17 protein-coding genes are annotated in these 26,530 nt (G+C 70.5%); 8 read left to right on the top strand and 9 right to left on the bottom strand.

What is annotated here, in order from left to right:
• Positions 1–406 precede the first annotated feature (406 nt).
• The 3 genes from ffh to EUC46_RS10425 form a co-directional block, all read right to left on the bottom strand.
• Entirely contained in the window at positions 407–2,107 is a 1,701-nt protein-coding gene (ffh, locus tag EUC46_RS10435) for a signal recognition particle protein (RefSeq protein WP_128774095.1), read from the bottom strand.
• Positions 2,108–2,363: 256 nt separating this feature from the next.
• A complete protein-coding gene (ftsY, locus tag EUC46_RS10430) occupies positions 2,364–3,524 on the bottom strand; it encodes a signal recognition particle-docking protein FtsY (RefSeq protein WP_128774094.1) in 1,161 nt (386 codons plus the stop codon).
• Positions 3,525–3,660: 136 nt separating this feature from the next.
• Complete coding sequence (locus EUC46_RS10425; protein ID WP_128774093.1) at positions 3,661–3,981, bottom strand: hypothetical protein; 321 nt, start codon at positions 3,979–3,981, stop codon at positions 3,661–3,663.
• Positions 3,982–4,239: 258 nt separating this feature from the next.
• On the opposite strand from EUC46_RS10425, the gene EUC46_RS10420 reads away from it, so the two are divergent.
• Positions 4,240–4,971, top strand: a complete 732-nt coding sequence (locus EUC46_RS10420; protein WP_128774092.1) for a UTRA domain-containing protein — start codon at positions 4,240–4,242, stop codon at positions 4,969–4,971.
• Positions 4,972–5,171: 200 nt separating this feature from the next.
• On the opposite strand, the gene EUC46_RS10415 is transcribed toward EUC46_RS10420, so the two are convergent.
• The 5 genes from EUC46_RS10415 to EUC46_RS10395 form a co-directional block, all read right to left on the bottom strand.
• Entirely contained in the window at positions 5,172–7,229 is a 2,058-nt protein-coding gene (locus EUC46_RS10415) for a PTS sugar transporter subunit IIABC (protein ID WP_128774091.1), read from the bottom strand.
• 57 nt (positions 7,230–7,286) lie between these two features.
• On the bottom strand, positions 7,287–8,963 hold the full coding sequence (gene treC, locus EUC46_RS10410; RefSeq protein WP_128774090.1) for an alpha,alpha-phosphotrehalase: 1,677 nt from the start codon (positions 8,961–8,963) through the stop codon (positions 7,287–7,289).
• 297 nt (positions 8,964–9,260) lie between these two features.
• On the bottom strand, positions 9,261–12,953 hold the full coding sequence (smc, locus tag EUC46_RS10405; protein WP_128774089.1) for a chromosome segregation protein SMC: 3,693 nt from the start codon (positions 12,951–12,953) through the stop codon (positions 9,261–9,263).
• 194 nt (positions 12,954–13,147) lie between these two features.
• Entirely contained in the window at positions 13,148–15,589 is a 2,442-nt protein-coding gene (gene ligA / locus EUC46_RS10400; protein ID WP_421701719.1) for an NAD-dependent DNA ligase LigA, read from the bottom strand.
• Positions 15,590–15,751: 162 nt separating this feature from the next.
• The gene (locus tag EUC46_RS10395) at positions 15,752–16,540 is read right to left on the bottom strand and encodes an SOS response-associated peptidase (RefSeq protein WP_128774087.1); all 789 of its coding nucleotides are present in this window, start codon (positions 16,538–16,540) and stop codon (positions 15,752–15,754) included.
• A gap of 218 nt (positions 16,541–16,758) precedes the next feature.
• Between EUC46_RS10395 and EUC46_RS10390 the strand changes: the two genes are divergently transcribed.
• Both EUC46_RS10390 and EUC46_RS10385 read left to right on the top strand, forming a co-directional pair.
• On the top strand, positions 16,759–20,184 hold the full coding sequence (locus EUC46_RS10390) for an FtsK/SpoIIIE domain-containing protein (RefSeq protein ID WP_128774086.1): 3,426 nt from the start codon (positions 16,759–16,761) through the stop codon (positions 20,182–20,184).
• A 413-nt stretch (positions 20,185–20,597) separates the two neighbouring features.
• Positions 20,598–20,846 (top strand): WhiB family transcriptional regulator, encoded by a 249-nt coding sequence (locus tag EUC46_RS10385; protein WP_008729815.1) that lies wholly within the window; start codon positions 20,598–20,600, stop codon positions 20,844–20,846.
• Positions 20,847–21,160: 314 nt separating this feature from the next.
• Here EUC46_RS10385 and EUC46_RS10380 read toward each other — a convergent pair whose 3' ends face one another.
• Positions 21,161–22,621 (bottom strand): sensor histidine kinase, encoded by a 1,461-nt coding sequence (locus tag EUC46_RS10380; RefSeq protein WP_128774085.1) that lies wholly within the window; start codon positions 22,619–22,621, stop codon positions 21,161–21,163.
• An 88-nt stretch (positions 22,622–22,709) separates the two neighbouring features.
• Here EUC46_RS10380 and EUC46_RS10375 point away from each other — a divergent pair, with 88 nt between their 5' ends.
• The 5 genes from EUC46_RS10375 (at position 22,710) to EUC46_RS10355 (ending at position 26,524) form a co-directional block, all read left to right on the top strand.
• Positions 22,710–23,204 (top strand): DUF2505 domain-containing protein, encoded by a 495-nt coding sequence (locus EUC46_RS10375; RefSeq protein WP_128774084.1) that lies wholly within the window; start codon positions 22,710–22,712, stop codon positions 23,202–23,204.
• Between the two features lie 148 nt (positions 23,205–23,352).
• Positions 23,353–23,796 carry an OsmC family protein gene (locus EUC46_RS10370; protein ID WP_128774083.1) on the top strand — a complete coding sequence of 148 codons (444 nt, stop codon included), beginning with the start codon at positions 23,353–23,355 and terminating at the stop codon, positions 23,794–23,796.
• Between the two features lie 38 nt (positions 23,797–23,834).
• Positions 23,835–24,506, top strand: coding sequence for a hypothetical protein (locus EUC46_RS10365; protein WP_128774082.1), 672 nt, complete (start codon positions 23,835–23,837; stop codon positions 24,504–24,506).
• Positions 24,507–24,535: 29 nt separating this feature from the next.
• The gene (locus EUC46_RS10360; RefSeq protein WP_128774101.1) at positions 24,536–25,363 is read left to right on the top strand and encodes a thymidylate synthase; all 828 of its coding nucleotides are present in this window, start codon (positions 24,536–24,538) and stop codon (positions 25,361–25,363) included.
• 312 nt (positions 25,364–25,675) lie between these two features.
• Complete coding sequence (locus EUC46_RS10355; RefSeq protein ID WP_206645971.1) at positions 25,676–26,524, top strand: DeoR/GlpR family DNA-binding transcription regulator; 849 nt, start codon at positions 25,676–25,678, stop codon at positions 26,522–26,524.
• Positions 26,525–26,530 lie beyond the last annotated feature (6 nt).

Here is a 26,530-nt window from a genome sequence, read left to right as displayed (position 1 = left end):
ACGCAACCAACGCCCAAGCTCCTCACCATCACCATCACGAAGCACAAGACCAGGAGCACCAGGATGAGCCATACCCACATACTCCCAAACACCCAACCGTCTAGACACTAACGACACGCGACACTAGCTCCAGGTCGCAGGAGCCGACGCTGCGGTAGTTCGTGAGCCGGAGGCGCCGGATACGAACGCCTGGAGTCGTTGTCATGGCCTCAGCCTATCGGGCGCCCTCGGCCCGCGGCTGAAGGCGTGGGCGACCCTGGCGCCGTTGACATGGGCGGCGACGGCGTCGACCCTACGGGTCAGCGCGCACCACGGATCGTCCCCGACATCCTCAGCATCGAGTCGTGACCATCTGAGGAACATCTCAGACATCTCAGGGGCATCCGCGGATCACAGCCCCGCGCCCTCAGATACCCAGGCGGCGGCGCAGGTCCTCGGGCAGGGCGGCCATGGCGTCGGCAACCTCGTCACCGCTGTCGGCCCCGCCCATGGCGGGCGCCGCCTTCGGGGCCTTCCCGGCCGGGGCCCCTTGGCCCGGCATAATCCCGTAGTTCGCGACGGGGGCCGGGGAATCTTGGGCGCCCAAGCCGAAGGCGCTTCCGGGCGCGGGGGCACTGGGAGCGGCCTGCGCTCCGCCGGCCCTGGCCTGGCGCGCGGCTTTAGCGGGGTTGCCGCTGCGCCCCTTCCTGCCCCCCTTACGCCGCTTGCCCTTGGGGGCCTGCCGAGCCTTGGAGCGCTTGCCCACCGGGGGCAAGGACCCCATGCCGGCCATGGCGCCACCGGGACCGCCCATCGCTGTCGGGGAACCGCCGGCCGCCATGAGCTCCATCATCTTCTTGGCGGCCTCGAAACGCTCCACCAGCCCGTTGACGGCCTGGACGGTGGTGCCCGAGCCCTTGGCAATGCGGGTGCGGCGCGAGCCGTTGAGAATGGACAGGTCCGCGCGCTCCGCCGGGGTCATGGAGCAGACAATGGCCTCAATGCGGTCCACCTCGCGCTCGTCGAAATTCTCCAGGGCCTCCCGCATCTGCCCCATCCCCGGCATCATGCCCAGGATTTTCTTCATGGAGCCCATCTTGCGCAGCTGGCGCAACTGGGAAAGGAAATCGTCGAGGGTGAACTCGCCGCTGGCGAGTTTGGCGGCCGCATCGGCGGCCTCCTTCTCATCGAAGGTCCGTTCGGCCTGCTCAATGAGGGTCAGCAGGTCACCCATGTCCAGGATGCGCGAGGCCATGCGGTCGGCGTGGAAGCGCTCGAAGTCCTCCAGGCCCTCACCGGTGGAGGAGAAAAGCACCGGCGCCCCGGTCACACCGCGCACCGACAGGGCGGCGCCGCCGCGGGCGTCGCCGTCGAGCTTAGAGAGCACCACGCCGGTGAAGCCCACCCCGTCGCGGAAGGCCACCGAGGTGTTGACGGCGTCCTGGCCGACCATGGCGTCCAGGACGAAAAGAGTCTCGTGGGGGCGCACGGCATCGCGGATACGGATGGCCTGATCCATCATCTCCGCGTCAATGCCCAGGCGCCCGGCGGTGTCAACCACCACCACGTCGTAGCCGTGGGTGCGCGCCTGCTCCACACCGGTGCGAGCCACCCGCACCGGGTCGCCCACACCGTTGCCCGGTTCGGGGGCCCACACGTGGACCCCGGCGCGCTCAGCGATCACGCTCAGCTGGGTGACGGCGTTGGGGCGCTGGAGGTCGGAGGCCACCAGGAGCACCCGCTTGCCCTGGTCGCGCAGCCAGCGGCCGAGTTTGCCGGCCAGGGTGGTTTTACCGGCGCCCTGGAGGCCGGCGAGCATAATGATCGTGGGGCCGTGGGGGGCCCAGTTCAATTCGCGGGCCGCCCCGCCCAGGACCTCGATGAGCTCGTCGTTGACGATCTTGACGATCTGCTGGGAGGGGTTGAGGGCTTGGGAGCGGGCGGCGTCCTTGGCCTTGTCCCGCACTGAGGCGGTGAAGGCGCGCACTACTGGCAGGGCAACGTCGGCTTCAAGGAGGGCGCGACGGATTTCGGAGACAGTGGTGTCAATATCGGCGTCGGTGAGCCGGCCCTTGCCGCGCAGATTGTTGAAGGAAGCGGTGAGGCGGTCAGAAAGGTTGCCGAACACGCGGTGGTCCAATCAAGTCGTTGATGCCTCCCGGAGGTCACCGGGAGAGGTGCCGGCCCCAGAATAGCGGCAGTGCTTGACCGACTCGTGCCGGCTCCGGCCTCATGTGCCGGGCCGGGCGCCCACCGCGGCTCTCATCGCCGCGCCCAGCCGCCCGGCCCAGAACCTCCGAAGACTGAAAAGGCGGGCGGGTCGGTGGGCGGTCATCACCGTGGTGCTCACGCGGCCGCCGCTGCGGTGTGCAGCTCAGGCCAGCTCAGGCCAGCAGGGCGTCGACGAATCCCTCGGGGTCGAAGGGGGCCAGGTCGTCGGCGCCCTCCCCCAGGCCCACGAGCTTGACGGGCACGCCCAACTCCTTCTGGACGGTGACCACAATCCCGCCCTTAGCCGTGCCATCGAGCTTGGTGAGCACAATGCCGGTAATACCGACGGCCTGGGAGAACACCTGGGCCTGGCGCATGCCGTTCTGACCGGTGGTGGCGTCCAGGACCAGGAGGATCTCCCCCACCGGGGCGATCTTCTCCATGACGCGCTTGATCTTGCCCAGCTCGTCCATGAGCCCGGCCTTGGTCTGCAGACGCCCGGCAGTATCGACCACCACGACGTCCACACCCTGAGCGGCGGCCTCGCGCACGGCGTCGTAGGCCACGGAGGCCGGGTCGGCGCCCTCGCGCTCGGAGCGCACCACGCTCACGCCAACCCGCTCGCCCCAGGTGGTCAGCTGCTCGGCGGCGGCGGCGCGGAAGGTGTCGGCGGCCCCCATGAGAACGGTCTTGTCCTGGGCGAGCAGGACACGGGCCAGCTTGCCGCAGGTGGTGGTCTTGCCGGTGCCGTTGACACCGACCATGAGAACCGCCGCCGCTGGGGCGCCGTGGGAGGGGTCCGTGGGCCGGGGGTGGTCCAGATTCAAGGAGCGGTCCAGGCCGGGATCAACTAGGGCCAGCAGCTCGGAGCGCAGGACGGCGCGCACAGCGGCGGGATCCGAGGTGTCCAGGACCTTGGCCTGGGTGCGCAACTCGTCCATGAGGGCGGTCGTCACCTCAATACCCAGGTCCGAGGTCAGAAGGGTGTCCTCGATCTCCTCCCAGTCGGCTTCGGTGAGATCGCCCCGGGACAGGACGGAGAGAATCGCCTTGCCGAAGGCGCCGGAGCCGGCCAGGCGCGCGCGCAGGCGCTGCATGCGGCCGGGGATGGACTCAGGGCGCTCCAGGGTCGGGGTAGGAATCTCGGCGGCGGTCTCAGGCTCGGGCTTGAGCTCGGGTGCGGGTGCGGGCAGGACGTCCTCAACGCTGGTGGGGGCGTGGGCGCTGACGTCGGGGGGGATCTGGCCGCGGCGGCGACCGCCTACGAAGTACCACAGGCCGCCCGCCACGGCGATGACGGCCAGGACGGCGAGGACAATGAGGATCGGCTCCATGGGCACATCATGCCTGATAGCCGCGCGCCCGCCGCGACCTTCGCCTGCGCGGAACCACGTCCGCGGGGCGGGTCGACGACGGGCGCGCTTACCTCGACGACGGGCGCGTTCAGCCCGGTGCCGGGCTCAGCGGGCGTCAGCTGGTGCCGGCCTTGGTGCGGCGCAGGCCGGCGGTTGTGGACTCCGCGGTGTCCATGGCCTTCTCCACAATGTGGACCAGGCCGCTAAAGGAGTCCGTCCCGGTGTAGACGGCGGTGTCGCCCTCGACCATGAGATCGTCGAGGCTGACATCCTGAGGTAGGACCTGAACAGGCTCCTCCTTCTGGCGGGCAGTGGCGCCCAGGGCCCGCAGGCCACCGCTCCAGGTGGAGACGGGGTAGCGCTCGGCGATAATGAGGCCCAGCACGAGGAGTCCAACGATAAGAACAACAGCAAGAGCAAGAATCATGGCTCCCATGGATGTCATTGTGCCCCGCACGGGCAGCACCGTCGCAGCCCGACGCGCCACAGAGCCGCCAAGTGTGACGCATTGACAACGGCGCCTCGCGCCGGCCGCCCGGGGAGCCGAATCGGTTACGAGACGCCCACCACGAGCGCAAACCACGGTGTGCGTCCTGGCCGGTGTGGTACCTGTGGGGTAAGCGGTTTTCACCGCGGGGAACTGGGCGCGGCGCCGTCGGCCCCGGCCCGGGTACGCAGGAGGAAGGAGCGAGGTGTGGCCAAGCCCAAGTACGACTCCATCTTCCATGTGCTCAGCGCGCAGATCGAGTCCGGCCAGTACCGGTTCCAGCAGCGCCTGCCCTCTGAGAACACCCTGGCCGAGGAGTTCGGCTGCACCCGCAACACAGTTCGCAAGGCGCTAGCGCTGCTGGCGGCACGCGGCTATATCCAGACCATGCAGGGGCGCGGGGTCCAGGTGATCTACCGGCGCCGCCGCACCTCGACCTTCCTGTTCGGCACCATTGAGTCCCTGCGCGAGGCCGCTGCCCGCAACGGCTTGTCGGCGCGCACCCGCCTGCTGTCCCTGGAGCAGGGCACGGTCGACGACGAGCTCGCCGAGGCCTCCGGCCTGGAGGCCGGTGCCGCCATCACCATGGTGCATCGCCTGCGCCTGCTCGACGACGTGCCGCTCATCGTGGACACCAGCTGCTTCCTGACCTCGGTGGTGCCCGACCTGACGGCCGAGATCGTGGAATCCTCCATCTACCTCCACCTGGAGGAGGACCTTGGTGTGGGGGTCTCCAGCGCCACCCGGTCCATTACGGTGGAGCGCGCCAATGAGGAGGACCGCAGCCTGCTGCACCTGGAGGGGATGGACTGCGTGGTCGTGGTGCGCAGCTCGACCTTCGACTCGGCGGGCAGCATTTTTGAGTTCACCTGCTCTCGCCATTCCCCGGTGGGCTTCGAGTTCCAGGCCACGGCTCAGCGCCTGCGGCCCCGGCGCTGAGCCGGGCTGTGCGCAGCCCCCGCTCCTCCTGGATGCCCGCCGGGGGAGATGGTGTGAACGCCCGTGCCTCTCACCCCGTGCGGGGTGAGAGGCACGGCTTGGTTGTGGACCCGGGAGCACGAGATATTCATGCCCCAGGTGAACACCAGGTGACCGGGTGCTACTACTGCTGTGGGCCCGGGAGCAGCAGTGGTGGGGCCTCAGTTGGCAACCGGGTCGCGCTTGCCCAGGCGCACCTTCTTGACTTCCTTCTCCTGCCCCTCCTCCAGTTCGGCTTCGTTGAAGCCGAAGAAGTAGGTGCACGCGAAGGCCACAATGAGCGCGGTGAAGGAGGCCACCCAGAAGCCCCAGAAGGAGGAGTCGATTCCCTCAGGGTTGACGAATGAGGGGAAGCCGACGAAAGCGCCGGTAAAACCCCACATATTGACGTCGAAGAGCCCCGTGACCAAACCGCCGGCGGCGCCGCCGATGGAGGCGGTCAGGAAGATGCGGCCGTACTTGAGGTTGAGGCCGTACATGGCCGGCTCGGTGACTCCGCACATGGCGGAGATGGTGGCCGGGCCTGCCATGCGCTTAATGCGCGGGTTCCTGGTCTTGAGCCACACCGCCAGGGCGCCGCCGCCCTGGGCGATCATGGTGGCTGAGACGATCGCGTTGAGCGGGGAGTAGCCGGGATCGGCGATCTGGGCCGAGATAATGGGAATGACCGCCCAGTGCAAACCGAAGATGACCAGGCACTGGTAGAAGCCGCCGATGAGGAGGCCCGCAATCGGGTAGTTCAGGTTCAAGACGGCATTGACGAGGGAAGCGATGCCACCGGAGATGAACATGACGATGGGGCCGAAGACCACCAGGATGAGGGCCGAGACCACGAAGATCTCGATCAGGGGCGCGAAGATCGGGCGCACGACCGCCGGGATGACCTTCTTGAGCCAGGGCTCGATCCGGGCGGCCAACCAGGCGCCCACAATAATGGGGAAGATCGAGTAGGCGTAGGCGTTGCCCTGGGGCAGGGAGACCGGGATGCCGAAGAACTCGGAGTTGAAGACGGTCCGCCCCACCTCGGCGACCACGTGGTAGCCCTCGGCGTCGGGGTTGGACATGGTCACGACCGAGGGGAAGCACAGGACCCCGCCGATAATGGCCACGATAATGGGGTCGGAGCCCAGCCGGCGTGCGGCGGTGAAGCCGATAATAATCGGCAGGAAGTAGAACATTGACGAGCTCATGGCGTCAATGAACTGGTAGGTGTCCGAGGAGCTCTCCACCACATTGAATTGGGTGAGCAGGGCCAGGATGCCCTTGAGGATTCCCGAGGCGGCCAGCATGCCGACCACCGGGATCATGGAGCCGGTGATGACACCGATGAGGGAGGAGAAACCGTACTTGATCCAGCCCAGGACCGTGGTGGGGCGCTCCACCGGCTCAGCGGCCTCCTCGTCGCCCCCGACGGCGTCCGAGGGCAGTTGGCGCACAATGGCGTCGTAGACGTCCCCGACCTCGGCGCCAATGACGACCTGGTACTGGCCCCCCGCCTTGGCAATGTCAATGACGCCGTCGAGGCCGGCGACCATTGCGTCATTGGCCAGGTCCTGGTCCTTGAGGTAGAAGCGCACGCGGGTAATGCAGTGGATGACCGAGCGGACATTGTCCGCCCCGCCAATCCCGGCAATGATGTCGGCGGCCGTCGCGTCATGGCCGCTGAGGCCGTCGGTGCGCGGGCCCCCGGCCGCGGGCACGGCTGAGGCCGGGGCCGTGCCCGCGGCCGGGGCGTCAGCGCCCTTGGCGATGGCGGTGGCCACCTGGTTGCCGGCGGCCGCCGGACCGGTGGTCACGCTCAAGCCGGCCAGGGCGGCGGCGGTATTGGTTACGACCACAATGGCGGTGGTGTCTTTACCGGCTGCGGCAATGGCGTTAACGTCCATGGACCCCAGGTCGTCCCCCGCCTCGACGCGGTCGCCCACGCGCACGGTCAGGGAGAAGGGTCCGCCATTGAGTTCGACTGTGTCGACGCCCAGGTGGAGGAGTACTTCCAGGCCGGAGTCGGTCTTAAAACCGAGGGCGTGCCCGGTGGCGGCCACCATGGTGACCGCGCCGGTCACCGGGGCCACTACACGGCCATTGTCGGGCTGGACTCCCAGGCCGTCGCCGACCGCCTGAGAAGAGAAGACGGGATCGGGGACGTCGGCCAGGGCGATGACGGTTCCCGTCACCGGTGAGGCAATAGGGACCTCATGGTCCTGTTTCGGTTGGGGCATGTGTCTTCCTCTCGGGAACGGGACTGATACTCAGTTACTCAGTGTCGACGTGTCTGCTCAGTGTCGGGTGGTGGGCGCCGCGGTGGCGGCGGTGGAGAGCACGGCGAGCGCCTCGTAGGGCCGCAGGTCCGCGAGAGTGCCCCCTGGCGCCGGGGCCGGGTAGTTGCCTATGAGGACCTCGCCCCCGACGAACTCGTTCGGGATCTCAATGCTGGTGTCATGGCCGCGGAAGTTGCACAGAACCAGCAGGCGCGTGCCCTCGTGTTCGCGAACGTAGGCCAGGACGTCGGGGTGATCCAGGCCGTAGCCCTCGTAGCGGCCGGCGGAGATGACGGCGAGTTCTTTGCGCAAGGCGATGAGGCGCCGGTAGTAGGGCAGAATGCGGCCCTCCCGCTCCTCGCGCTCGACATTAATGGCCTCCTGGTTGGTGGGGCGCAGCCAGGGTGCGGAGTCGGTGAAGCCGGCCTGCGCGGAGGCGTCCCACTGCATGGGGGTCCGGGCGTTGTCACGGGCCTTGGAGTGGACAATGGCGAAGGCTTCCTCGGGGCTCTTGCCCGTGGAGACGAGTTCGTTGAAAGCATTGCGGGCCTCGACGTCCACGTAGTCCGCAATGGAGGTGTAGGCGGGGTCGGTCATGCCGATCTCCTCGCCCATGTAAACGTAGGGGGTGCCGCGCAGGAGGTGGATGGCGGTGGCCAGCATGGTGGCGGATTCGGTGCGGAAGCGCTCGACGTCGCCGAAGCGGTTAATGGCGCGCGGCTGGTCGTGGTTGTTCCAGAACAGTGCGTTCCAGCCGCCACCGGCCTGCATGCCCGCGGCCCACTGGTCGATAATGCGTTTGAGGGCGGCCAGGTCGAAGGGCATGAGAGTCCACTTCTGGCCGTCAGCGTAGTCGACTTTGAGGTGGTGGAAGCTGAAGACCATGGACAGCTCAGCATTGTCCGGGTTGGAATAGCCCACGCAGGCCTCCACCGAGGTCGAGGACATTTCCCCGACGGTGACGGCGTCCGGGTCCTGTCCGAAACTCGCGGCGGCCAGTTCGCGCAGGTAGGTGTGAACGTCTGGGCCGTCGGTGTACATGCGGCGGTCGTCGGTGCCGGCGGGGGCGTCGCGCAGGATCTCATCCTTGCCAATGAGGTTAATAACGTCGAAACGGAATCCTTTAACGCCCCGGGCCCGCCAGAAATTAACGATCTTGGCGGCCTCGGCGCGCACCGCCGGATTGTGCCAGTTCAGATCCGCCTGGGTGGGGTCGAAGAGGTGGAGGTAGTACAGGTCGGTGTCGCCGAAGGGCGCCCAGGCGGGACCACCGAACTTCGAGACCCAGTTAGTGGGCAGGGAGCCGTCCGCCTGAGCGGGGCGCAGGTAGTAGTAGTCCTGGTAGACGGGGTCTCCGGCCAGGGCCCGCTGGAACCACTCGTGGTCGGTGGAGGTGTGATTGAGGACCATGTCGAGCATGACGTCAATGCCGCGCTCGGCGAGGGCGGCGACAAGCTCATCAAAGTCCTCCATGGTGCCCATGGACGGATCAATGGCGCAGTAGTCGGAGATGTCGTAGCCGTTATCGCGCTGGGGCGACGGGAAGAACGGGTTGAACCAAATGCAGTCCACGCCCAGAGAGGCAATGTAGTCGACCTTCTCAATGACGCCACGCAGGTCGCCGACGCCCGAGCCCGTGGAGTCGCGGAATGACTTGGGGTAGATCTGATAGATGACGCTGTCCTGGAAGGACATGGCGCACTCCTTCTGCACGATGTAGTGGGAGGTGCGGCGCCCGACGACAGCACCGTCGCCGGGCGGGCAAGACGAACACGGGCGAGACGGGGAACGCCCGAGAACAGCACCTGGCCAGCTTGTGCACACAAGTATGGACTTGTGTGCACAAGCAAACGCGGATACTCCAAGTGTTCTACATCACATATGAGGGCTCTGGGTTCTTGCTCCTCGCCGCGGTCCGGGGCGGTGCCGGCGCGCCGGCCGCGTCCTCCACGGATCCGCCCGCCCCAATGCCGGGGTGCCGGCGGGCGGTTCTTAGCGCCGCGCGAGCCTTTGGCTGACCGCCCGGGTGACGCCGTCGCGCATAGTGATGCCGTACAGGGCGTCGGCCACTTCCATGGTGCGCTTTTGGTGGGTGACGATAATGAGCTGGCTCGTCTGGCGCAGCTCGGTGAAGATCTCCAGCAGGCGCCCCAAGTTGGTGTCGTCCAGGGCCGCCTCAACCTCGTCCATGACGTAGAAGGGCGAGGGGCGGGCCTTGAAGATCGCCACCAGGAGCGCCACCGCGGCGAGCGATCTTTCCCCGCCTGAGAGCAGGGAGAGGCGCTTGACTTTCTTGCCCGCCGGGCGCGCCTCGATCTCTATGCCGGTGGTGAGCATGTCATCCGGGTCGGTGAGCACCAGGCGCCCCTGGCCGCCCGGGAAGAGCCGGTCGAAGACGGTCGTGAACTCCCGGGCAGTGTCCTGGAATGCGCTGGCGAAGACCTCCTGGACCCGGGCGTCAACCTCCTTAACGATGGTCAGCAGGTCGGCCCGCGAGCGCTTGAGGTCGGCGAGCTGGGCGGCGAGGAACTGGTGGCGCTGCTCCAGGGCGGCGTGCTCCTCCAAGGCCAGGGGGTTGATCTTGCCGAGCCTGGCCAGGTCGCGCCTGGCCCGAACCAGGCGCTTCTCCTGCTCCACGCGCACGTAGGGGCGTGCGGCCGGCGGCGGCTCCTGGCCGCCACCATTCGCCTCGGGCCCGGCGCCGTCCTCACCGGGCGACTCGGCCCCCTCCCCCGGTGGCGACGTCGGGCCCCCGGGGGCGTCAATGGCCGGCGCCTCATCGTCCTGGCCGACCTCGGGCACGGGCATGTGGGGGCCGTACTCCTCGACCAGGGGGCCGAGCTCCAGGCCGAGCTCGTTCAGGGCGCGCTCCGCCAGGGCCTCCAGGCGCATGCGCTGCTCGGCGCGAGCGATCTCCTCGCGATGGGCGGCGTCGGTCAATGCGGCGGCCTCCTTGGCGAGACGGTCGAGTTCATGGCGCACCTTTGCGGCGGATTCGGCCGCCTGGGCGCGCTCGGTCTCAATGGCGGCGCGTTCAGCCTGCGCCGTGGCGACGGCCCGGCGGGCGGCCTTGGTTGCGGCCCGGGCCTGATCGCGCACATGAATGGCGACCTCCAGGCGTCTGGCGCGGCGGGCCTGGGCCTGTGCCTCGGCCGCGCGCTGCTCGCGCTCACGGCGTGCGGCGGCGCGCAGGGAGTCGGCTCTGCCCCGACCTGAGCGCTCGCGCTCCTCGGCGGTGCGCAGGGCTAGACGGGCCTCGGTTTCTTCCTCGCGGGCCTGGCGGGAGGCCGCTTCGGCGGCCTCCCGCCGGCTCCTGGCTGCGGCTAGGGCCTGCTCCATGTCGGCTGGTCCGGCCTGGGCCGTGTCCTGTTCCGTGGCGGCCACGGCAACGGTAGCGGCAGCCAGCTCGGCAGTGCGCTGGGCGGCTTCCGACTCGGCGCGTTCCAGGATGTGGCGGGCGCGGCCCGCTTCGTCCTCGGCGGCGCGGGCGGCGGAGGCCAGGCGCGCGCGGGCCTCTGCTCGACTGGCGGCCCGGGCGTCGGCGCGCCGCAGATCGTCCAAGGCGCGGCTGACCGTGGAGCGGACCGCTTCCTCCCGGCGTCGGGCGGCCTTCAGGGCGCTGGTGGCGGCGGTCTCGGCCCGGGCCGCCGCCTCGGCCCGGGCGGTGGCCTCCTCGTGGGCGGCTGCGAGTTCAAGCACCGAGGAGGAGCCTCCTCCGGCGCCCCTGACCCATCCGGGCCCCAGCACGTCCCCCTGTCTGGTGGCCACAACCGCGTCGGGCCGCTGGGCCCGCACCGCCTGGGCGGCGTCGAGGTCCGCCACTGCCCAGGCCCCGTCCAGGAGGCGCCTGAGGAGGCGGGTCAGCCCCGGCCGAGTGCTGGCCACCAGGGCGGAGGCGGCCAGGGCGCCGGAGGCGGGCGGGTCGGGACACGGGGGCGCGTCCACCGGCTCCTTGGTCGACGGCTCGGTGGGTACGAGCAGGCGGATGGCGCCCAGGTCCTGGCCGTGGGAGTGCTCCAGGGCCCCCAGGGCGGTGGCGTCGTCCCGGGCGAGCGCGGCGCCGGTGAGCTCGCCCAACAGTGCGGCCACGGCGGCCTCCCAGCCGTGCTCAACACTGAGATGGTCGGCTAGGAGCCCGATCACACCGTCCAGGCCCGCCGCGGCCAAGGCGGCGGTGCCGTCCTGAGCGTGTAAGGACAGGGCCAGGGTGTCGCGGCGGGCAGCCCAGGTGGCGTGCTCGGAGACGGCTTCGCGGTGGGCCTTGGCGGCGGCGGCCACGGCGGTGCGGGCCCGGGTCAAGGCGGCGCGGGCCTCCTGGTGGGCTTTGGCCGCCCTGTCCTGTTCACCGGTGTGGTCCTGCTCGTCGGCCGTGCTCCTGGGCTCGGCGTCGGCCAGGGCACTGCGGGCCGCCCGGGTGCGCTCACCGGCGGCGTTCATGGCGGCCCGTGCCTGGGCCAGGGCGGCCTCGGCCGCCTCGTGACGGGTGCGGGCCGAGGCCAGGCGGCCGCCCACGCGGGCCACGGTCTCGCGGTGTTCAGCCTGGCGGCGCTGAAGGGCGCTCAGGGCGGCCTCGGCGTCGGCCTCGGTGCTCTCGGCGTCGGCGCGGGCGCGGGTGGCCTCATCCAATGTGGAGCGGGCCGCCTCAATGGCCTTGGCGAGTTCGGCCTCCTGGGCGGCGGCCCTCTGGGCGCGCCGCTCCAGTTCTTCGGGGTCGGTGCGCGGGGCGGGGGCGGGGGCCGTGGACAGTCCGCGGGCGCGCTCAGCGGCGACGTCGGCCAGGGAGGCGAGCGACTGGGCGACGCCGGTGAGGTCCTCCCACACGTCGGTGGCACGGGCTAGGCGCCGCCCGGAGGCGGCCTCGACGTCGGCGAGCTCATCGAGGCGCCGGCGGGCCCGCCGCTCGGCCTCCTCGGTGCGGGCGCGGCGCTGCTCCAGGGCGAGAGCATCCTCCTGCCCGGTCTCCATGAGTGCCTGGGCCTGGACGACGTCGTCGGCCAGCAGGCGGGCGGTGGCGTCGCGAACTTCGATCTGGATGGTGCGGGCACGGCGCGCTACGGCCGCCTGGCGGGCCAGGGGGCCCAGGCGGCGGCGCAGCTCGGCGGCCAGGTCGGTCACACGGGTCAGGTCGGCGGCCATGGAGTCGAGTTTGCGCAGGGCCCGCTCCTTGCGGCGCCGGTGCTTGAGGACTCCGGCGGCCTCCTCGATAAAGCCGCGCCGCTCCTCGGGGGTGGCGCTGAGCACCGTGTCAATCCTCCCCTGGCCGACAACGACGTGCATTTGACGGCCCAGGCCGGTGTCGCTCAATAGTTCGGCGACGTCCAGAAGCCGGCAGGCCGAGCCATTGATCTGATACTCCGAGCCGCCCCCGCGGAAGAGGGTGCGGGTAATGGTGACCTCGGTGTAGTCAATGGGCAGGGCGCCATCGGTGTTGTCAATGGTCAAGGAGACCTCGGCGCGCCCGAGCGCCGGACGCGAGCCGGCCCCGGCGAAGATGACATCAGCCATGGAGCCGCCGCGCAGATTCTTGGCGCCCTGCTCCCCCATCACCCAGGTCAGGGCGTCCACAATGTTGGATTTTCCCGACCCGTTGGGGCCCACCACAGCGGTAATGCCGGGCTCCAGGCGCAGAGTCGTTGACGAGGCGAAGGACTTGAAGCCCTTGAGTGTCAACGTTTTGAGGTGCACTCGCCCACGATACCGGGGCGGAGTGCGCCACCGTCGGCGGCCGGCCGCGTGCCGGCCCGTCCTTGGGGCCGCACCCGCCCGCTCCTGGGGCCTCATGGCGGTGGCCACAGGGGCGCTGGACGCTGCCGGGACCGGCCTGCCGGCGCGGCCTGGTGGGCCGCGGCCGGTATGGGCCGGCAGGGGCTACTGAAGAGCTACTGGGGAGCTGCTCCGGCGGTGGAGTCCTTGGCCCCGGTGGGGTCCGCGCCGCCCGGCCCACCGGTCAGGAGCCGCTCAAAACCGGCCTCGTCGAGGATCGGCAGTCCCAGCTGGCGGGCCTTGGCCTCTTTGGACCCGGCACCGGCGCCGACGACAACATAGTTGGTCCGCTTGGACACGCTTCCCGCCGCCCTGCCGCCCCGGGCGGTAATGGCCTCCTTGGCGCTCTCACGGGTGAAGCGCTCCAAAGTACCGGTGACCACCACTGTGAGCCCGCTCAGGGTCCGTTCAACGGCCTCCTGCCCGGCGGGGTCGGCCATGCGCACGCCGGCGGCCCGCCAGCGCTGGAGTATCTGGGCATGCCAGTCCACGGCGAGCCATTCCAGCCAGGAGGCGGCTATGGTCGGGCCCACGCCGTCGACCTCGCTGAGCTCCTCCAGGCTGGCCGCGCACAGGGCGTCCATGGTGGCGAAACGGCCGGCCAGGGCCCTGGCGGCAGTGGGGCCCACGTGGCGCACGGATAGAGCCACCAGGACCCGCCACAGGGGGCGGTCCTTGACCACCTGCAGTTGGGTGAGCATGGCAGTGGCGTTCTTCCCCGGGACGGTGGCCTTCTTGACCTCGCCGTCGGGGGTGTAGGTCTGCTTGGACCAGAAGAAACGGGTCAGACGCCAATCGCCGGTGGGCGCGCCGCGCCGCGCCACGGGCCGCCACACCCGGATCTCACGCAGGTCCTCCACACCCAGGTCGAACAACCCGGCCTCCCCGGTGAGTACTGGCGTCTGCTCGGTGATGCCGCGCTCAGCCAGAAGGGCCTCGGCGGCACCGACGCGCTCAGAGGGGTGGAGGGCTTGAAGTTCCTCGGCTTTCATGCGCAAAGTGCCGCGCTCGGTGATCAGGCTGTTACCGGCGGCCAGGGCGGCCAGGGCGTCGGCGCGCCCGGCGTCGGGCTGGGTCAGGGCGGTGGCGGCCTCCTCGCCCAGGCCCTCAATGTCCAGGGCCCCCCGTGAACCGATGTGGGAGACGCGCTCGGTGAGTTGGGCGGGACAGGAACGGGTGTTGGGGCAGCGCACGTCCACGTCCCCCTCCTTGGCGGGGGCCAGAGGGGTGGAGCAGGAGGGGCAGGAGCAGGGCATGGTGAAGGGGCGTTCAGAGCCGTCGCGGGCTTCGACCACGGGCCCCAGGATCTCGGGGATGACATCCCCGGCCTTGCGCAGGACCACCATGTCCCCAATGCGCACGCCCTTGCGGGCAACCTCAGTGGCGTTGTGAAGGGTGGCGCGCGACACCGTCGACCCGGCCACGAGTACCGGCTCCATAATGCCGAAGGGGGTGACCCTCCCAGTGCGCCCCACCTGCACATCAATGTTGAGCAGACGAGTGTGAACCTGCTCAGGCGGGTACTTGTAGGCGGTCGCCCAGCGCGGAACGCGGGAGGTGTAACCCAGTTCGGCCTGCAGGGGCCGAGAGTCGAGCTTGAAGACTATGCCGTCGATCTCGTGGAGAAGATCGTGGCGGTGCTCGGCGTAGCGGGCAATGTACGCCTCTCGCTGACGACGGCCGCGCACCACGGCGGTGTATGGGGAGACGGGCAGGCCCCAGCCGGCCAGCAGCTCATACCACTGGTGTTGCTCATTGGGCAGCTCCTCGCCCGGGGCCGGGGTAATGGCCCCCACCCCGTGGGCGATCAGGGACAGGGGGCGGGAGGCGGTAATGGCCGGGTCCTTCTGGCGCAATGACCCGGCAGCGGCGTTGCGGGGGTTGGCGAAGACCTGGAGCAGGTGGCGGCCCTGGGCCTGGCGGGCGAGGTTCTCCTCGCGGCGGGCCTCATTGAAGCTGCGGAAGGCCCGAGTGGGGAAGTAGACCTCGCCGCGCACCTCCAGCAGGGCCGGGTGACGGTCACCGGCCAGGACCAGCGGCACGCAGTCAATGGTGCGCACATTGGGGGTGACATCCTCGCCGGTGGTGCCGTCTCCGCGCGTGGCGGCCCGCACCAGGACGCCATTGGCGTAGGTCAAAGCTACAGCCAACCCGTCAACCTTGACCTCGGCGGTCATGGGCAGGTCGCCGTCGGCGACACCGGTCTCGGCACTCATCCGTTCTGCCCACTCCTGGACCGCGTCCACGGAGAAGACGTCCTGGAGGGAGTACATGCGCTCGTGGTGAGCGGCGGGGGCGAAGCCGGTCATGGCCCGCCCGCCCACAGACCTGGTGGGCGAGGAGTCCAGGGCCAGGTCGGGGTGGGTGGCCTCCAGGTCCTCCAGCTCGCGGTAGAGGGTGTCGTATTCGGCGTCGGACATGGCGCTCTGGGCGTCGAGGGCGTCGTAGTAGGCGGCGCGAGCGCGCTCAATGAGGCGGACGAGCTCGCTCCAGCGGGCGCGGGCCGGCGCCGGGACCGCGGCCAGGCCACGAATACCGGGGGCGGGGGCAGACGGCATTGCGGCCTCAGAGGCCTCGGCGGGCGCGGCGGGCGCGGCGGGCTCAGTGGGCGCGGCGGGCTCAGTGGGGGTCATGGCGCTCATCCTCCCCCATGAGGCGGCGGCAGGCCCGCCATGGGCCCACCGCGAGCCCTTGGGCCGGAGCGGCGCGGGTCAGTGCCCTTAGGGCCCTAAGGGCCCTAAGGAGGGGCCGGCGCCACCAGCCGGCTCAAGGAGTTGGGGGCCTTGGGAATGAACGGAGCCCACAGCCGGGTCGACCTCGTGCCAGGCCAGGGCGGGGCGGGGCCCGCCCAGCAGCCCGGCGGCGCCGTGGCCGTCGGTCAGACCCGGATCGAGCCAGGCGCCCACGTCCTGGGGGCGCAGGACCACCGGCTCACGGTGGTGCAACCAGGCCAGATCGGGGCCGGCGGCGCGGGTGACAATGGCGCAGGTCAACAGCCACTGCCCGTGCCGGGCCGGCCCCGGCCGGTCCACTGGCCCCCGCCACCACGAGCACAGGCCCGCCAGCGCCAGGGGGGCGCCGTCGGCGGCCCGCAAGGCGAAGGGCCGCGGCGGCGCCCCCCTGGCGCTGCTTCCGGCGCTGGGACCGGCAATGTCAGCGCGCTGCCACTCGTACCAGCAGTCGGCGGGGACCACGGCGCGGAAGGAGGTCATGGCGTCGCGGAAGAAGGGCTTGGTGGCGGCGCTCTCGGCGCGGGCGTTAATGGCGCGGCGGGCCATTGCCGGATCCTTGGCCCAGGAGGGCAGCAGACCCCAGCGGGCCACCCGCAACTGCCTCGTGGCCACGGCGCGATCCCGGTCCCCGGCCGCGCGCTCGACGACGACGCGCACATCCGCGCCGGGGGCCACATTCCACGAGGGCCCCAGAAGAGCGGCCTCCTCGGTGAGCACAGCATCGAAGACCCCGGCCAGCACCGTGCCTGAACTCCACGACCCGTAGCGTCCGCACATGCCCCAAGCCTTCCACAGGCCGCATCGGGGCGCGGGCGCACCACCCGGCGAGTGCACCGCCCGGCCGGCGCACCACCCGGCCGGAAAGACACCCGGAAAACACCGATCGGCGTGATCTAGCAACAACCCGGGAACCACAGGCGTCCTCCTGGGCCTCCAGCGGCAACGCCCTCACAGGCGCCCGGCGGGAGGCGAGCCGCACCGGCCACCCTGGAGAGGTGCTCGCCCCCACCGTCCTGGTTCCGCCCCCCGACCCGCCCGACCGGCCGTCCCCTGTCACGGCGCCCACCCACCGGGGAGGCACTACCTCCGCCCCCATGGCCGACCCGCCCGGGACGGCCCCGCAAACACGGGCGCCCCAGGACCCGGGAGCCAAGGCGCCCGCGACCTCCGCAACCCCGGCCAACAAGACCACCTCCATCCTCTCGACCACGCCCGCCTCCGCATCCCCGGCCCATCACGCCACCCGGGCGGCACAGGAGGCCCTGGCCTCCCACTGGCACCTGGCGGTGCTACGCGGGCCGGAGGCGGGCCTGGTCGTACCCCTGCCCCGCTCCGGGGCGGTGGGACGGGGCCGGATCCTGAGCGACCCGGAGATCTCCCGCACCCACCTGCACGTCAGGGTCCGCACCGGACGCGTCCTGCTCACAGACCCCGGATCAACCAACGGCACCCGGGTGCGCCGGCGCCGGGGTCCGTGGCGCAGACTTGGACGGAAACCTCGGTCCTGTGGCGCGGGCACCCGCCTGAGGATGGGCTCAACCCTTTTGGAGTTGCGCTCGCGCCCCACCTGCCTGGAGGTGGCTGCGCCCCCCGGCCCCAGGAGGACGGCCTGGATAGCCCTCATGTCCCTGGCTGCGGTGCTGGTCATGGTCGTGGTGGGGGTGGTGGCCCTGCGCACCGGCAACCGCAGCACCATGGGGGCGGTCGCCATGATCCCCATGCTGCTCATGGTCGGCATGCGAGTAGTGCCCTTGCTGGGCGGCAAACGCCCGGAGTCGCGCAGCCGCACGGGCTGGCGCGGCCGGCGTGGACGGCGCCCCGACCCGGCCGCCATGCTGCTGGCGGTCACCGCCCGCACCCGGGGGTCCTCTCCGGCGCCGCGTGCACCGACCGCCGCTGAGGCGCTACGGGCCTGGAGCGGCAGGCGCAGGAGGCGCTCGGTGCTCACCGTCAATGACGGCGAGCACCTGGCCCTCACCGGCCCCAGGGCCCCGGAGGTCCTGGCCTGGTGGGTCGCCCAGGTCCTGGCCCGCGGTGCCGCCACCCTGTCCCCCACCGAGTCGGGGGCCGCATTGGAGTGGGGGGAGCCCTCCCGCCCCTGCCGGGCCGAGCTCATCGCTGTGAGTGCAGGGCCCGCCCCGTCCCGGGCCCTGCGCGTCCGCCCGGCGCCCCGGGGCGCCCCGGCACTGGGCCGGCAATGGTGGCAGGCCGTCCTGGCGGCCTGCGGGCAGGACGGCAGCGCTACCGCCGCCCACGGCAAGCCCCCTGCTCAGGTCCTCATTGAGGAGGTGGCCGGGGAACCGGACCGGGAGGTCATTGCCCGGCGGTGGGCGGACTCGCAGCCCGGGACCCTGCCGGCCACCTTGGGGGTGGGCGGCGATGGCCCGCTTCGCGCCGACCTCGTGGCGGACGGCCCCCACGCCCTGCTGGCGGGGACCACGGGTTCAGGGAAGTCCGAGCTGCTCACCGCCTGGCTGCTCCAGTTGGCCCTGGGCCTGCCCCCGCAGCGGCTGAGCCTGGTGCTGGTGGACTACAAGGGCGGAGCCGCCTTCGGCCCCCTGGCCGCCCTGCCCCATACCGCCGGGGTACTGACCGACCTGGATCCCGCCGCCACGCAGCGGGCCCTGTCCTCTCTGGAGGCCGAGGTCCATCGCCGCGAGCGCCTGCTGCTGGCCCATGGGGCCAAGGACCTGGCCTCTTTGCCCGAGCGCCTGGCGCTCCCGCGCCTAGTGGTGGTGGTCGACGAGTTCGCGACCCTGGCCGTGGAGCACTCCGATGTCCTGGAGACCCTGGTGCGTGTGGCCGCACAGGGGCGCAGCCTGGGCATCCACCTGGTCCTGGCCACTCAGCGTCCCAGTGGCGTGGTCTCCCCGGCCATTCGCGCCAATACGACGCTGCGCGTGTGCCTGCGGGTCCTGGACGCCGCCGACTCCCGTGACGTGCTGGGCCACAATGGCGCCGCCCACCTGGAGCGCCATCCCGGCCGGGTGCTGGTCACCGGCGCGGGCCAGGCCGACCCGGGGCCCCTGCAGGCGCCCTGGTGCTCCAGCCCCGAGCACCTGACGTGGATCGTTGAGGAGATCCAGGCCGCCGCCCAGGGCGCCCAGCGCCCCTGGCGCCCATGGGCCGAGCCGCTGCCCGGCCATATTGGGCGCGACGAGGCGCTGGCGCTCCCCGACCTTCTGGCCCCTCCCGGGCCGACCACGGGCGTCCTCCTGGGGCTCACGGACCTACCCGAGCGCCAAGGGCTGGGCACGTGGTGGTGGGATCCCGCCGAGCCCCTGCTGGTGCTGGGGGCAGCGGCCTCGGGGCGTACAACGACGCTGGATTCGGCTTGCCTGGGGGCCGCTGCCGCCGGCTGGGGCGTCCACCTGTGCGGGGCCGCCAGTGCCATGTCCGCCCTTAAGGAGGGGGCGCCGGGGATGGGGACGATCGTGGGTGCAGAGGACCCCCGGCGCCTGGCGCGCCTGTGGCGCCTGGCGGCGGCCGGGCAACTGCGCGGCTGCGTGCTGCGCCTGGATGACGTTGACGCGCTCCTGCCGGCCGTCGACGAGGCCCTGGGGCCCGGGGAGGGCATGATGCTGCTGGAGGCCCTGGTGCGGGCCGCCCCGGCCACCGGCACCGCCCTGGTCGTGGGGGGTCCGCTGGCGCTGGCCAGTGCCCGCTGGGGCACGCCCATGCGCCGTCGTCTTGTCTTGGGCGCCTCGCAACCCACCCAGGCGGCATTGGCGGGCCTGCCCCGGGGCGTGGTCACCGGGGCGGGGCCGGGGCGGGGCGTCCTGCTGACCGGGGCCGAGACGACCGCCTGCCAGGTGCTGCTCCCCGCAGCCCGGGAGGCCGGCATCGGAGCGGCCAGGGGCCCGCTCCTGCGAAGGCTGCCTCGTCGTGTGGAGCCCGCGGATCTGCTCCAGGGCGCCTGGGCCGTCGGCGGGGACGGGGCTGAGCCCATACCCGCCCCCTCGGGCTGTGTCCTGGTGGTTGGCCCACCGGGCTCAGGCCGATCCACGGCGCTGCGGGCCCTGAGCTCCGCATTGGGCCGTGGCCCTGGCGGGGCCAACGACGGGCCCCTGGTGGTGGACGACCTGGATCGGGCCGGAGCTCCAGTCCAGGCGCGGGTTGAGCAGGCGGTGGCCCAAGGGCGCCAGGTGTTGGCCAGCGCGACTACAGAGCGCGTGGCGGCCACCTACCGTGGGGCGCTGGCAGTGCTGCGTGAGCGCGGGGACAGGCTGGTGCTTTGGCCGGGGCTGGGGCCGGCGGCCCAGGTGGCGGGCATGAGCCTGAAGGAGGCCACTGACCCGCGGGCACTGGTCCTTCCGGGCCGTGGAGCGCTGGTCGCCAGGGGCGCCGTCGTCCCGGTGCAGGTGGTCGACGCGCCGGCCGCCCAATCGCCCCCGCGAGACGGGCGGGAATGCTCGACATAGGGATCTCGGCACAGGGATGTGGGGGCGACCGGCCCCACCGCCGGGGCGCCCTCGTAGGAGCGGCGGACTGCATGCGTCATCCACGTGCGCACCACCATTGAGAAAACCGTCCGCGGGCGGCGGACGGCGCCGGTCGCTTATGCGGCCCGGCCGCAGGTGGGCGGAAACCCTTCTGAGCATTGTTAACGGGGATCGCCCTGGATGTTGTTAATGAGTCCGGTCCAGCTGGAGGCCGGGGGTAAGGATTCCGGCCTCATTGTGAGAATTATGACAGGGCTCCGACGCAGGTCTCACCGCTGATCTCTTGCCCCTCCCGGGCCCGCATGTGAGGGTTTTCCCAGGAAGCGGGCCCGAGTTGCCACACAACAGCTGACGGTGCCGCAGCATTGACGCCTTGACGATAGGGGGCCCTCATGGACTGGCGCAGCCAAGCCGCATGTCTCACCGTCGACCCGGAGCTTTTCTTCCCCGTGGGCAACACTGGTCCTGCCATCGCCCAGATCGCGGAGGCCAAGGAGGTGTGCGCCCGCTGCGAGGTGGTCGACACCTGCTTGAAGTGGGCCCTGGAGAATGGCCAGGATGCCGGGGTGTGGGGCGGCATGAGCGAGGACGAGCGCCGCTCCCTGAAGCGTCGAGCCGCCCGGGCCCGCCGCTCCTCCTAGGGCGCCGCCAGAGGGCAAGAGCGCCCGCCCGGCCGTAGAGCCGCGGCGGGCGTCTTCGTCCCCGCCCCGGGATCCCTGCCCCCGCCCCGGGCTGAATCACCTGCTCCCCGGGCCGGGGAAACGCCCCTCCCCCGCCTGCCCGGCCCACTTCGGCCGGCCCGTCCCCGCACGGCCGCAAGGCTTCGCGCCCAGGCGCCAGGAGCCTCATGGCCTGCCCCATCCCGAGGGCCGGATCGGCCACCCCGGGGGCCTCGCGCCCGCCCGGGTGCGGCCGGCCCGTCTCCTTGGCGATGAACACGTTGGAGGCGTTCTCATCAGCCCCGGTTAAGGCGGGCGCGCACTACCACGTCGGTGCCGCACCCCTGGGGCACCGGACGCCACGAGATGGAGCCCCCCAGGTCACCGCGCACCAGCGTGGTGACGATCTGGGTGCCCAACCCGGACATAATGGTGTCCGGCGCCACCCCCTGGCCATCGTCAATAACGTGGACCGTCAGCTCGTTCCCCTCCCGCTCGACGCGCACCGTCACTGTTCCATCACAGTCCTCCAGACCGTGCTCCACGGCATTAGTGACCAGTTCGGCCAGGACTGTGGCCAGGGCCTGGGCGGTGTGGGCGTCAACCACCCCGAAGCTGCCCTCCAGGCGGGTGGTCACCTGGCTTGAGGGTGTGGCCACGACGGCGGCGCCCCGCAGGATGGAGGCGAAGACGGCGTCGAAGTCCACCCTCTCGTCGACGTTGTAGCTCAGTGCCTCATGGACGGTGGCGATTGTCGCCACCCGGCGCCCGGCCTCGCTCAGCGCCTGGCGCGTCTCGTCGTTGGTGGCGCGCCGCCCTTGCATGCGCAGCAGGGCGGAGACGGTCTGAAGGTTGTTCTTTACCCGGTGGTGAATTTCCCGGATGGTGGCGTCCTTGGTCATGAGCACCTGCTCGCGGCGGCGCACCTCGGTGACATCGCGCACCAGCAGCAGTGCGCCGGCGCGTCGCCCCTCCGAGCGCAGCGGAATGGAGCGCAGCGACAAGAAGACCCCGCCCGCCTCGACCTCGGTCAGCCAGGCCTGGCGCCCCATGAGGACGACCGCCATGGTCTCGTCCACGGGGGTGCGCTCGGGGATGATGTCGGCCACCGAGCTGGCCAGCTGGATGCCCTCGATCTCTCCCTCAATGCCCAGGCGGTGGAAGCAGGAGGAGGCGTTGGGGCTGGCGTAGACAATGACACCGTCCGTGTCTAAGCGCAGCACGCCGTCGGCGACCCGGGGGGTGCCGAAGCGCAGCCCAATGGCGGCTCCCCTAATGGGGTACTCGCCCTCAGCGATCATGGCGCACAGGGCGTCAGCCAGGTCCTCTTCGGGACGGTGAGTAATCCTGCCGCCGCGCACGACGCCCACGGAGGTCTCGCGGGTGACGACGGCGATGGCCCGTCCCTGGCTGACCACTGGCACGTACTCCTCGCGCACCGCCGTCGCCCCGGTCCACAGGGGTTCGGCGGCGACCTGAATCTGCCCGCTCATGAGGGTCTCCAGGACTACCGCCTCACGCGAGGAGGGCATGCGCAGGCCCACGACATCCTCGTGATGGACCGTCGACCCCGTCGAGGGCCGGCAGTGGGCGACGGCCACGAAGCGCCCGGAGGTGGTGCGGGCCCACAGGACCAGGTCGGAGACGGACAGGTCGGCAATCACCTGCCAGTCGGCGGCCAGCTGGTGGAGCCAGTCAATATCGGACTCCGACAGATCGACCAGAGCACGGACTGCGGAGGGCAGGAGTGTGGACATCCCTGCACCCTACCCGTCAGAGGACCATGGGCCGCGCCGCCCGTGCCTTGAGGCCATGGCGGGCGCCCGCCATGGCAGGATCGGGCGCATGAGGAAGACAGCAACCTTGACCTACCCCGCCGACCCGGCGCGTGTCGCAGCCATGCTCGCCAATACCGGCTACCAGCACGAGCGGGTAGCGCGCCTGGCCCTGGAGGACGCCTCGGTGGACGTCGAGGCCCGCGGCCAGGGTTTTGTGGTGACCTTCTCAGGTCTGGTGCCCCCCTCGCGACTGCCCGCAGCCGCCTCTCGGTTCGTCCGCTCAGCGGTTCGCGTCCTGGTCACCGAGTCTTGGGGCGAGCCCGCCGCCGATGGTGCGCGCTCCGGCTCCCTGGAGATCGCCGTCAAGGGCGCACCGGTGCGTGCCGGGGCAACCACCTCACTGCGCCCTGAGGGCGAGACCACCCGCGTAGACCTGGACTTGGATCTGAGAGTGCACGTGCCCCTGGTGGGGCCTTCTTTGGAAGAGCGCGCTCTGGGGATGCTCGGGCAGGCCCTGGCGGATGAGGAGCGCCGCGCCACCGCCTGGCTGGCCGGGCATTGACAGCCGGCACCATGCGCGCTCAACTGCCGACGCCGGCGGCTGGCTTCAATGGGGCGCACGCCGCACTATCCTCATCCTCGCAATCCTCGCGCCCGGCTGCTCGGCGCGGTGGTGGCCCGGCCCTGCAGGCCCATGACACGATCACCCCATGAGCGAGCAGACCGCCCCGATCACCCCCACCCCCACGAACTCGGTGTGGGCCGAACGCACCGGAACCCGCCAGTACCTCGGGCATAATGCCAATGGCGCCCAGGTGCGCATTGGCACTGGGCCCGGCGAGTTCTCCCCTGGAGAGCTCGTCAAGCTCGCCCTGGCCACCTGCAACAGCCTGTCCGCCGACCACCGCCTGGCCAAGGCCCTGGGCGCGGACTTCGACGCCAACGTCATCTGCGCCACCGTCAAGAACGACGATGAGGAGCGCTACGAGGCTTTTGACGTCCAGATCGTCGCCGACCTTTCCGCCCTGAGCCCCGAGCAGCTCGCCGTGCTCCGCCAGCGCGTGGACCGGGCCATTGACCGCACCTGCACGGTGGGCCACACCCTGGAGAAGGGCGCCGCCATCTCCCTGCACCTCGTGAATGACATCGAATAGCACGCCCGGGCTCCCGCCGACACCCCTCAGGAGGTCCTATGGCACACCGCCCCACCTGGCTGGAGAACGCCCTGGACAGGGCTATTGCCGTTCCCGCCACTCGGATTGAGGAGCGGGTCGCTGTCATGCGCCGTGACCGGCCCGGCGCTGACACCGCTGAGCTCGTCGAGCTGGCGGCCTCCCGCTTCCGCACCGAGGCCGCCCTGTCCTCGGGGATCGTGGGCGCCGCCGCAGCCCTGCCCGCGATTGGCACCGGCACCGCGGTGGCCCTGACCGCGGGCCAGGCCGCAGTGTTCATCACCTCGGCGGTCACCTACGTGCTCACTGTCGCCGAGCTTCACGGCCTGCGCGTGGTCGACGCCGAAAGACGACGGGCACTGGTGCTCTCCGCCCTATTGGGACGTGAGGGCTCTGAGGTGGTCCAGGGCCAGTTGGGGCTGTCCACCCTGTTCTGGGCGGCTCAGGTGCTCACGCAGATGCCCACGCCCACGGTGCGCTCCGTTAACGCCCAGCTCGCCAAACGGGCCGCCAAGCGCACTGCCGCCAAGAGCGGGGCCCTGGCGCTGGGAAGGCTGGTGCCCTTCGGCATTGGGGCGGCCATTGGCTGGACCGGGGGCCGCGCCCTGGCCGGGCAGGTCATTGAGGGCGCCAAGGCGGCCCTGGGACCGGCCACGGTGCACTTGGAGGACGCCGAGGTGATCGAGGGGTGAGCACCTCGCACTACCCCCACCTGGAGCGCATGGGGCTGGTGGCCCCTCGGGGCGTGGACGTCGCCTATGAGGAGCTTGTGGCCGAGGTGCTCATGGACGGGGTTGCGAAGGCCGACCGTACCGGCACCGGCACCCGTTCCCTGTTCGCCCGCCAGTTGCGCTATGACCTGGCGGCCGGTTTCCCGCGGATCACCACGAAGTTCGTGGCCATGAAGGCCGTCAAGGGCGAGTTGCTGTGGTTCCTTCAGGGCGCTACGAATGTGCGCTGGCTCCAGGAGCGCGGCATCACCATCTGGGATGAGTGGGCCAACGCCGACGGCGAGCTTGGCCCCGTCTACGGATCCCAGTGGCGCTCCTGGCCCTCGCGCGAGGGCGGTGCCATTGACCAGATCGCAGAACTCGTGACAACGCTGCGGCACGACCCGGACTCCCGGCGCATGCTGGTGTCGGCCTGGAATGTCTCAGAGTTGGACCGCATGGCGCTGGCCCCCTGCCACGCCTTCTTCCAGTGCTATGCGGCTGGCGGACGCCTGAGCCTACAGGTCTACCAGCGCAGTGCGGACCTGTTCTTGGGGGTGCCCTTCAATATCGCCTCCTACGCCCTGCTCACTCACATGCTCGCCCAGCAGGCGAATATGGAGGCGGGTGAACTCATCTGGACCGGCGGGGACTGTCACATCTACAACAACCATGTCGAGCAGGTGCGCACTCAGCTCTCCCGGGTCCCTGCCGCCCACCCCTTCCCGGTGCTGCGCCTAGAGCGGGCCGCGTCCATTGACGCCTACACCATGGCGGATATTGACGCCTCGACCGGCTACACGTACCACCCGGCCATTAAGGCGCCCGTGGCCGTGTAGGCCCCTGCACGCGCAGGCCCTCGCACCAGGCGGGGCATTGTGCGTTTCGAACCTGTCAGGCCCCGGCCGCGGGCCTGCCCGAATCCGACCCGGTGCGGGCGCGGTGGTCCGCATCCGCCATCCCCTGCCCGGCCCTCTGCGCCTCACCGCCCGCCAGAAGCGGCGCGAGGACTTTTTCACCACATGACCAACCACCGCCAAACCCCCACCCAAAAGCCCGAAACCTTCTAACGAAGAACCAATACCCCTCTTTAGCAACCGCATTGGTTCCGCACACTTGTGTTCACCAGCCCACCGCATAGAGTAAGAGGCATGCGCACCATGGCCGCACGCCAAATGGCGATCCTGGAGACCGTCACTCGCGACGGCAAGGCGTCCGTCGCCGCCCTGGCCAAGGCCCTATCAGTCTCTCAGGTCACGATCCGCAAGGATCTGGACGCATTGGAGGAGCAGGGCCTGGTACGCCGGGAACGGGGAATCGCCACACCAGTGTCCAGCGACGACCCCGCAAGTAGGATCGCCCACCACTACGCGGCCAAACTCCGCATCGCGCGGGCGGCAGCGGACTCCGTCTCCGAGGGGGAGACAGTCATGATCGAGGCCGGATCATGCTGCTCGCTTCTGGCCGGGGAGATCGCCCGCACCAAGCGCTCCTGCACCATTGTGACCAACTCGGCCTTCATCGCCGAGCACATCAGACGCCAACCGCACGCTTCGACCATCCTGCTCGGCGGCAACTACCAGAACGACTCCCAGGTGATGGTGGGTCCCATGATCCGCCAGGCCGTCAGTCAGTTCCTCGTCGACAAACTGTTCATAGGAACCGACGGATTCTCCCCCCGTGTCGGCTTCACCGGCAGGGATCAGCTCAGGACGGAGGCCGTGCGCACCATGGCCGAGCACGCCGAGCACGTCATCATCCTCACCGAGTCCGACAAGTTCGGCTCCCACGGCCCAGTCCCCCTTCTAGAAGCCTCCGCCGTGACCCGGGTATGGACCGATGCAGCGATCACCGACCACACGATCGAAGAACTAACCACCGCCGGCGTTAACGTCTCCACGGTCGCACCCGATGGAACCATAAACAACCACGCGGCGAGGACACCGCTGCCTCAGGCGCTTGAGGCCGGGCAGGGCAGTGGCGGGGCGGCCCGGGGCTGAGAGCAG

It is taken from the genome of Actinomyces oricola (genome assembly GCF_004104015.1).
Classification (GTDB): Bacteria; Actinomycetota; Actinomycetes; order Actinomycetales; family Actinomycetaceae; genus Actinomyces; species Actinomyces oricola.
The sequence above is the reverse complement of the archived record's forward strand: the minus strand, read 5'-3'. Positions and strand labels throughout refer to the sequence as shown.

Excerpts from the sequence above, each read along its gene's own strand:
- EUC46_RS10385 (WP_008729815.1), top strand. The coding sequence starts at position 20,598 with ATGGACTGGCGCAGCCAAGCCGCATGTCTCACCGTCGACCCGGAGCTT.
- EUC46_RS10375 (WP_128774084.1), top strand. The coding sequence starts at position 22,710 with ATGAGGAAGACAGCAACCTTGACCTACCCCGCCGACCCGGCGCGTGTC.
- EUC46_RS10370 (WP_128774083.1), top strand. The coding sequence starts at position 23,353 with ATGAGCGAGCAGACCGCCCCGATCACCCCCACCCCCACGAACTCGGTG.
- EUC46_RS10415 (WP_128774091.1), bottom strand. The coding sequence starts at position 7,229 with ATGCCCCAACCGAAACAGGACCATGAGGTCCCTATTGCCTCACCGGTG.
- EUC46_RS10360 (WP_128774101.1), top strand. The coding sequence starts at position 24,536 with ATGGGGCTGGTGGCCCCTCGGGGCGTGGACGTCGCCTATGAGGAGCTT.
- EUC46_RS10395 (WP_128774087.1), bottom strand. The coding sequence starts at position 16,540 with ATGTGCGGACGCTACGGGTCGTGGAGTTCAGGCACGGTGCTGGCCGGG.
- EUC46_RS10380 (WP_128774085.1), bottom strand. The coding sequence starts at position 22,621 with ATGTCCACACTCCTGCCCTCCGCAGTCCGTGCTCTGGTCGATCTGTCG.
- EUC46_RS10355 (WP_206645971.1), top strand. The coding sequence starts at position 25,676 with ATGCGCACCATGGCCGCACGCCAAATGGCGATCCTGGAGACCGTCACT.
- ligA (WP_421701719.1), bottom strand. The coding sequence starts at position 15,589 with ATGCCGTCTGCCCCCGCCCCCGGTATTCGTGGCCTGGCCGCGGTCCCG.
- ftsY (WP_128774094.1), bottom strand. The coding sequence starts at position 3,524 with ATGGAGCCGATCCTCATTGTCCTCGCCGTCCTGGCCGTCATCGCCGTG.
- treC (WP_128774090.1), bottom strand. The coding sequence starts at position 8,963 with ATGTCCTTCCAGGACAGCGTCATCTATCAGATCTACCCCAAGTCATTC.
- EUC46_RS10425 (WP_128774093.1), bottom strand. The coding sequence starts at position 3,981 with ATGGGAGCCATGATTCTTGCTCTTGCTGTTGTTCTTATCGTTGGACTC.
- EUC46_RS10365 (WP_128774082.1), top strand. The coding sequence starts at position 23,835 with ATGGCACACCGCCCCACCTGGCTGGAGAACGCCCTGGACAGGGCTATT.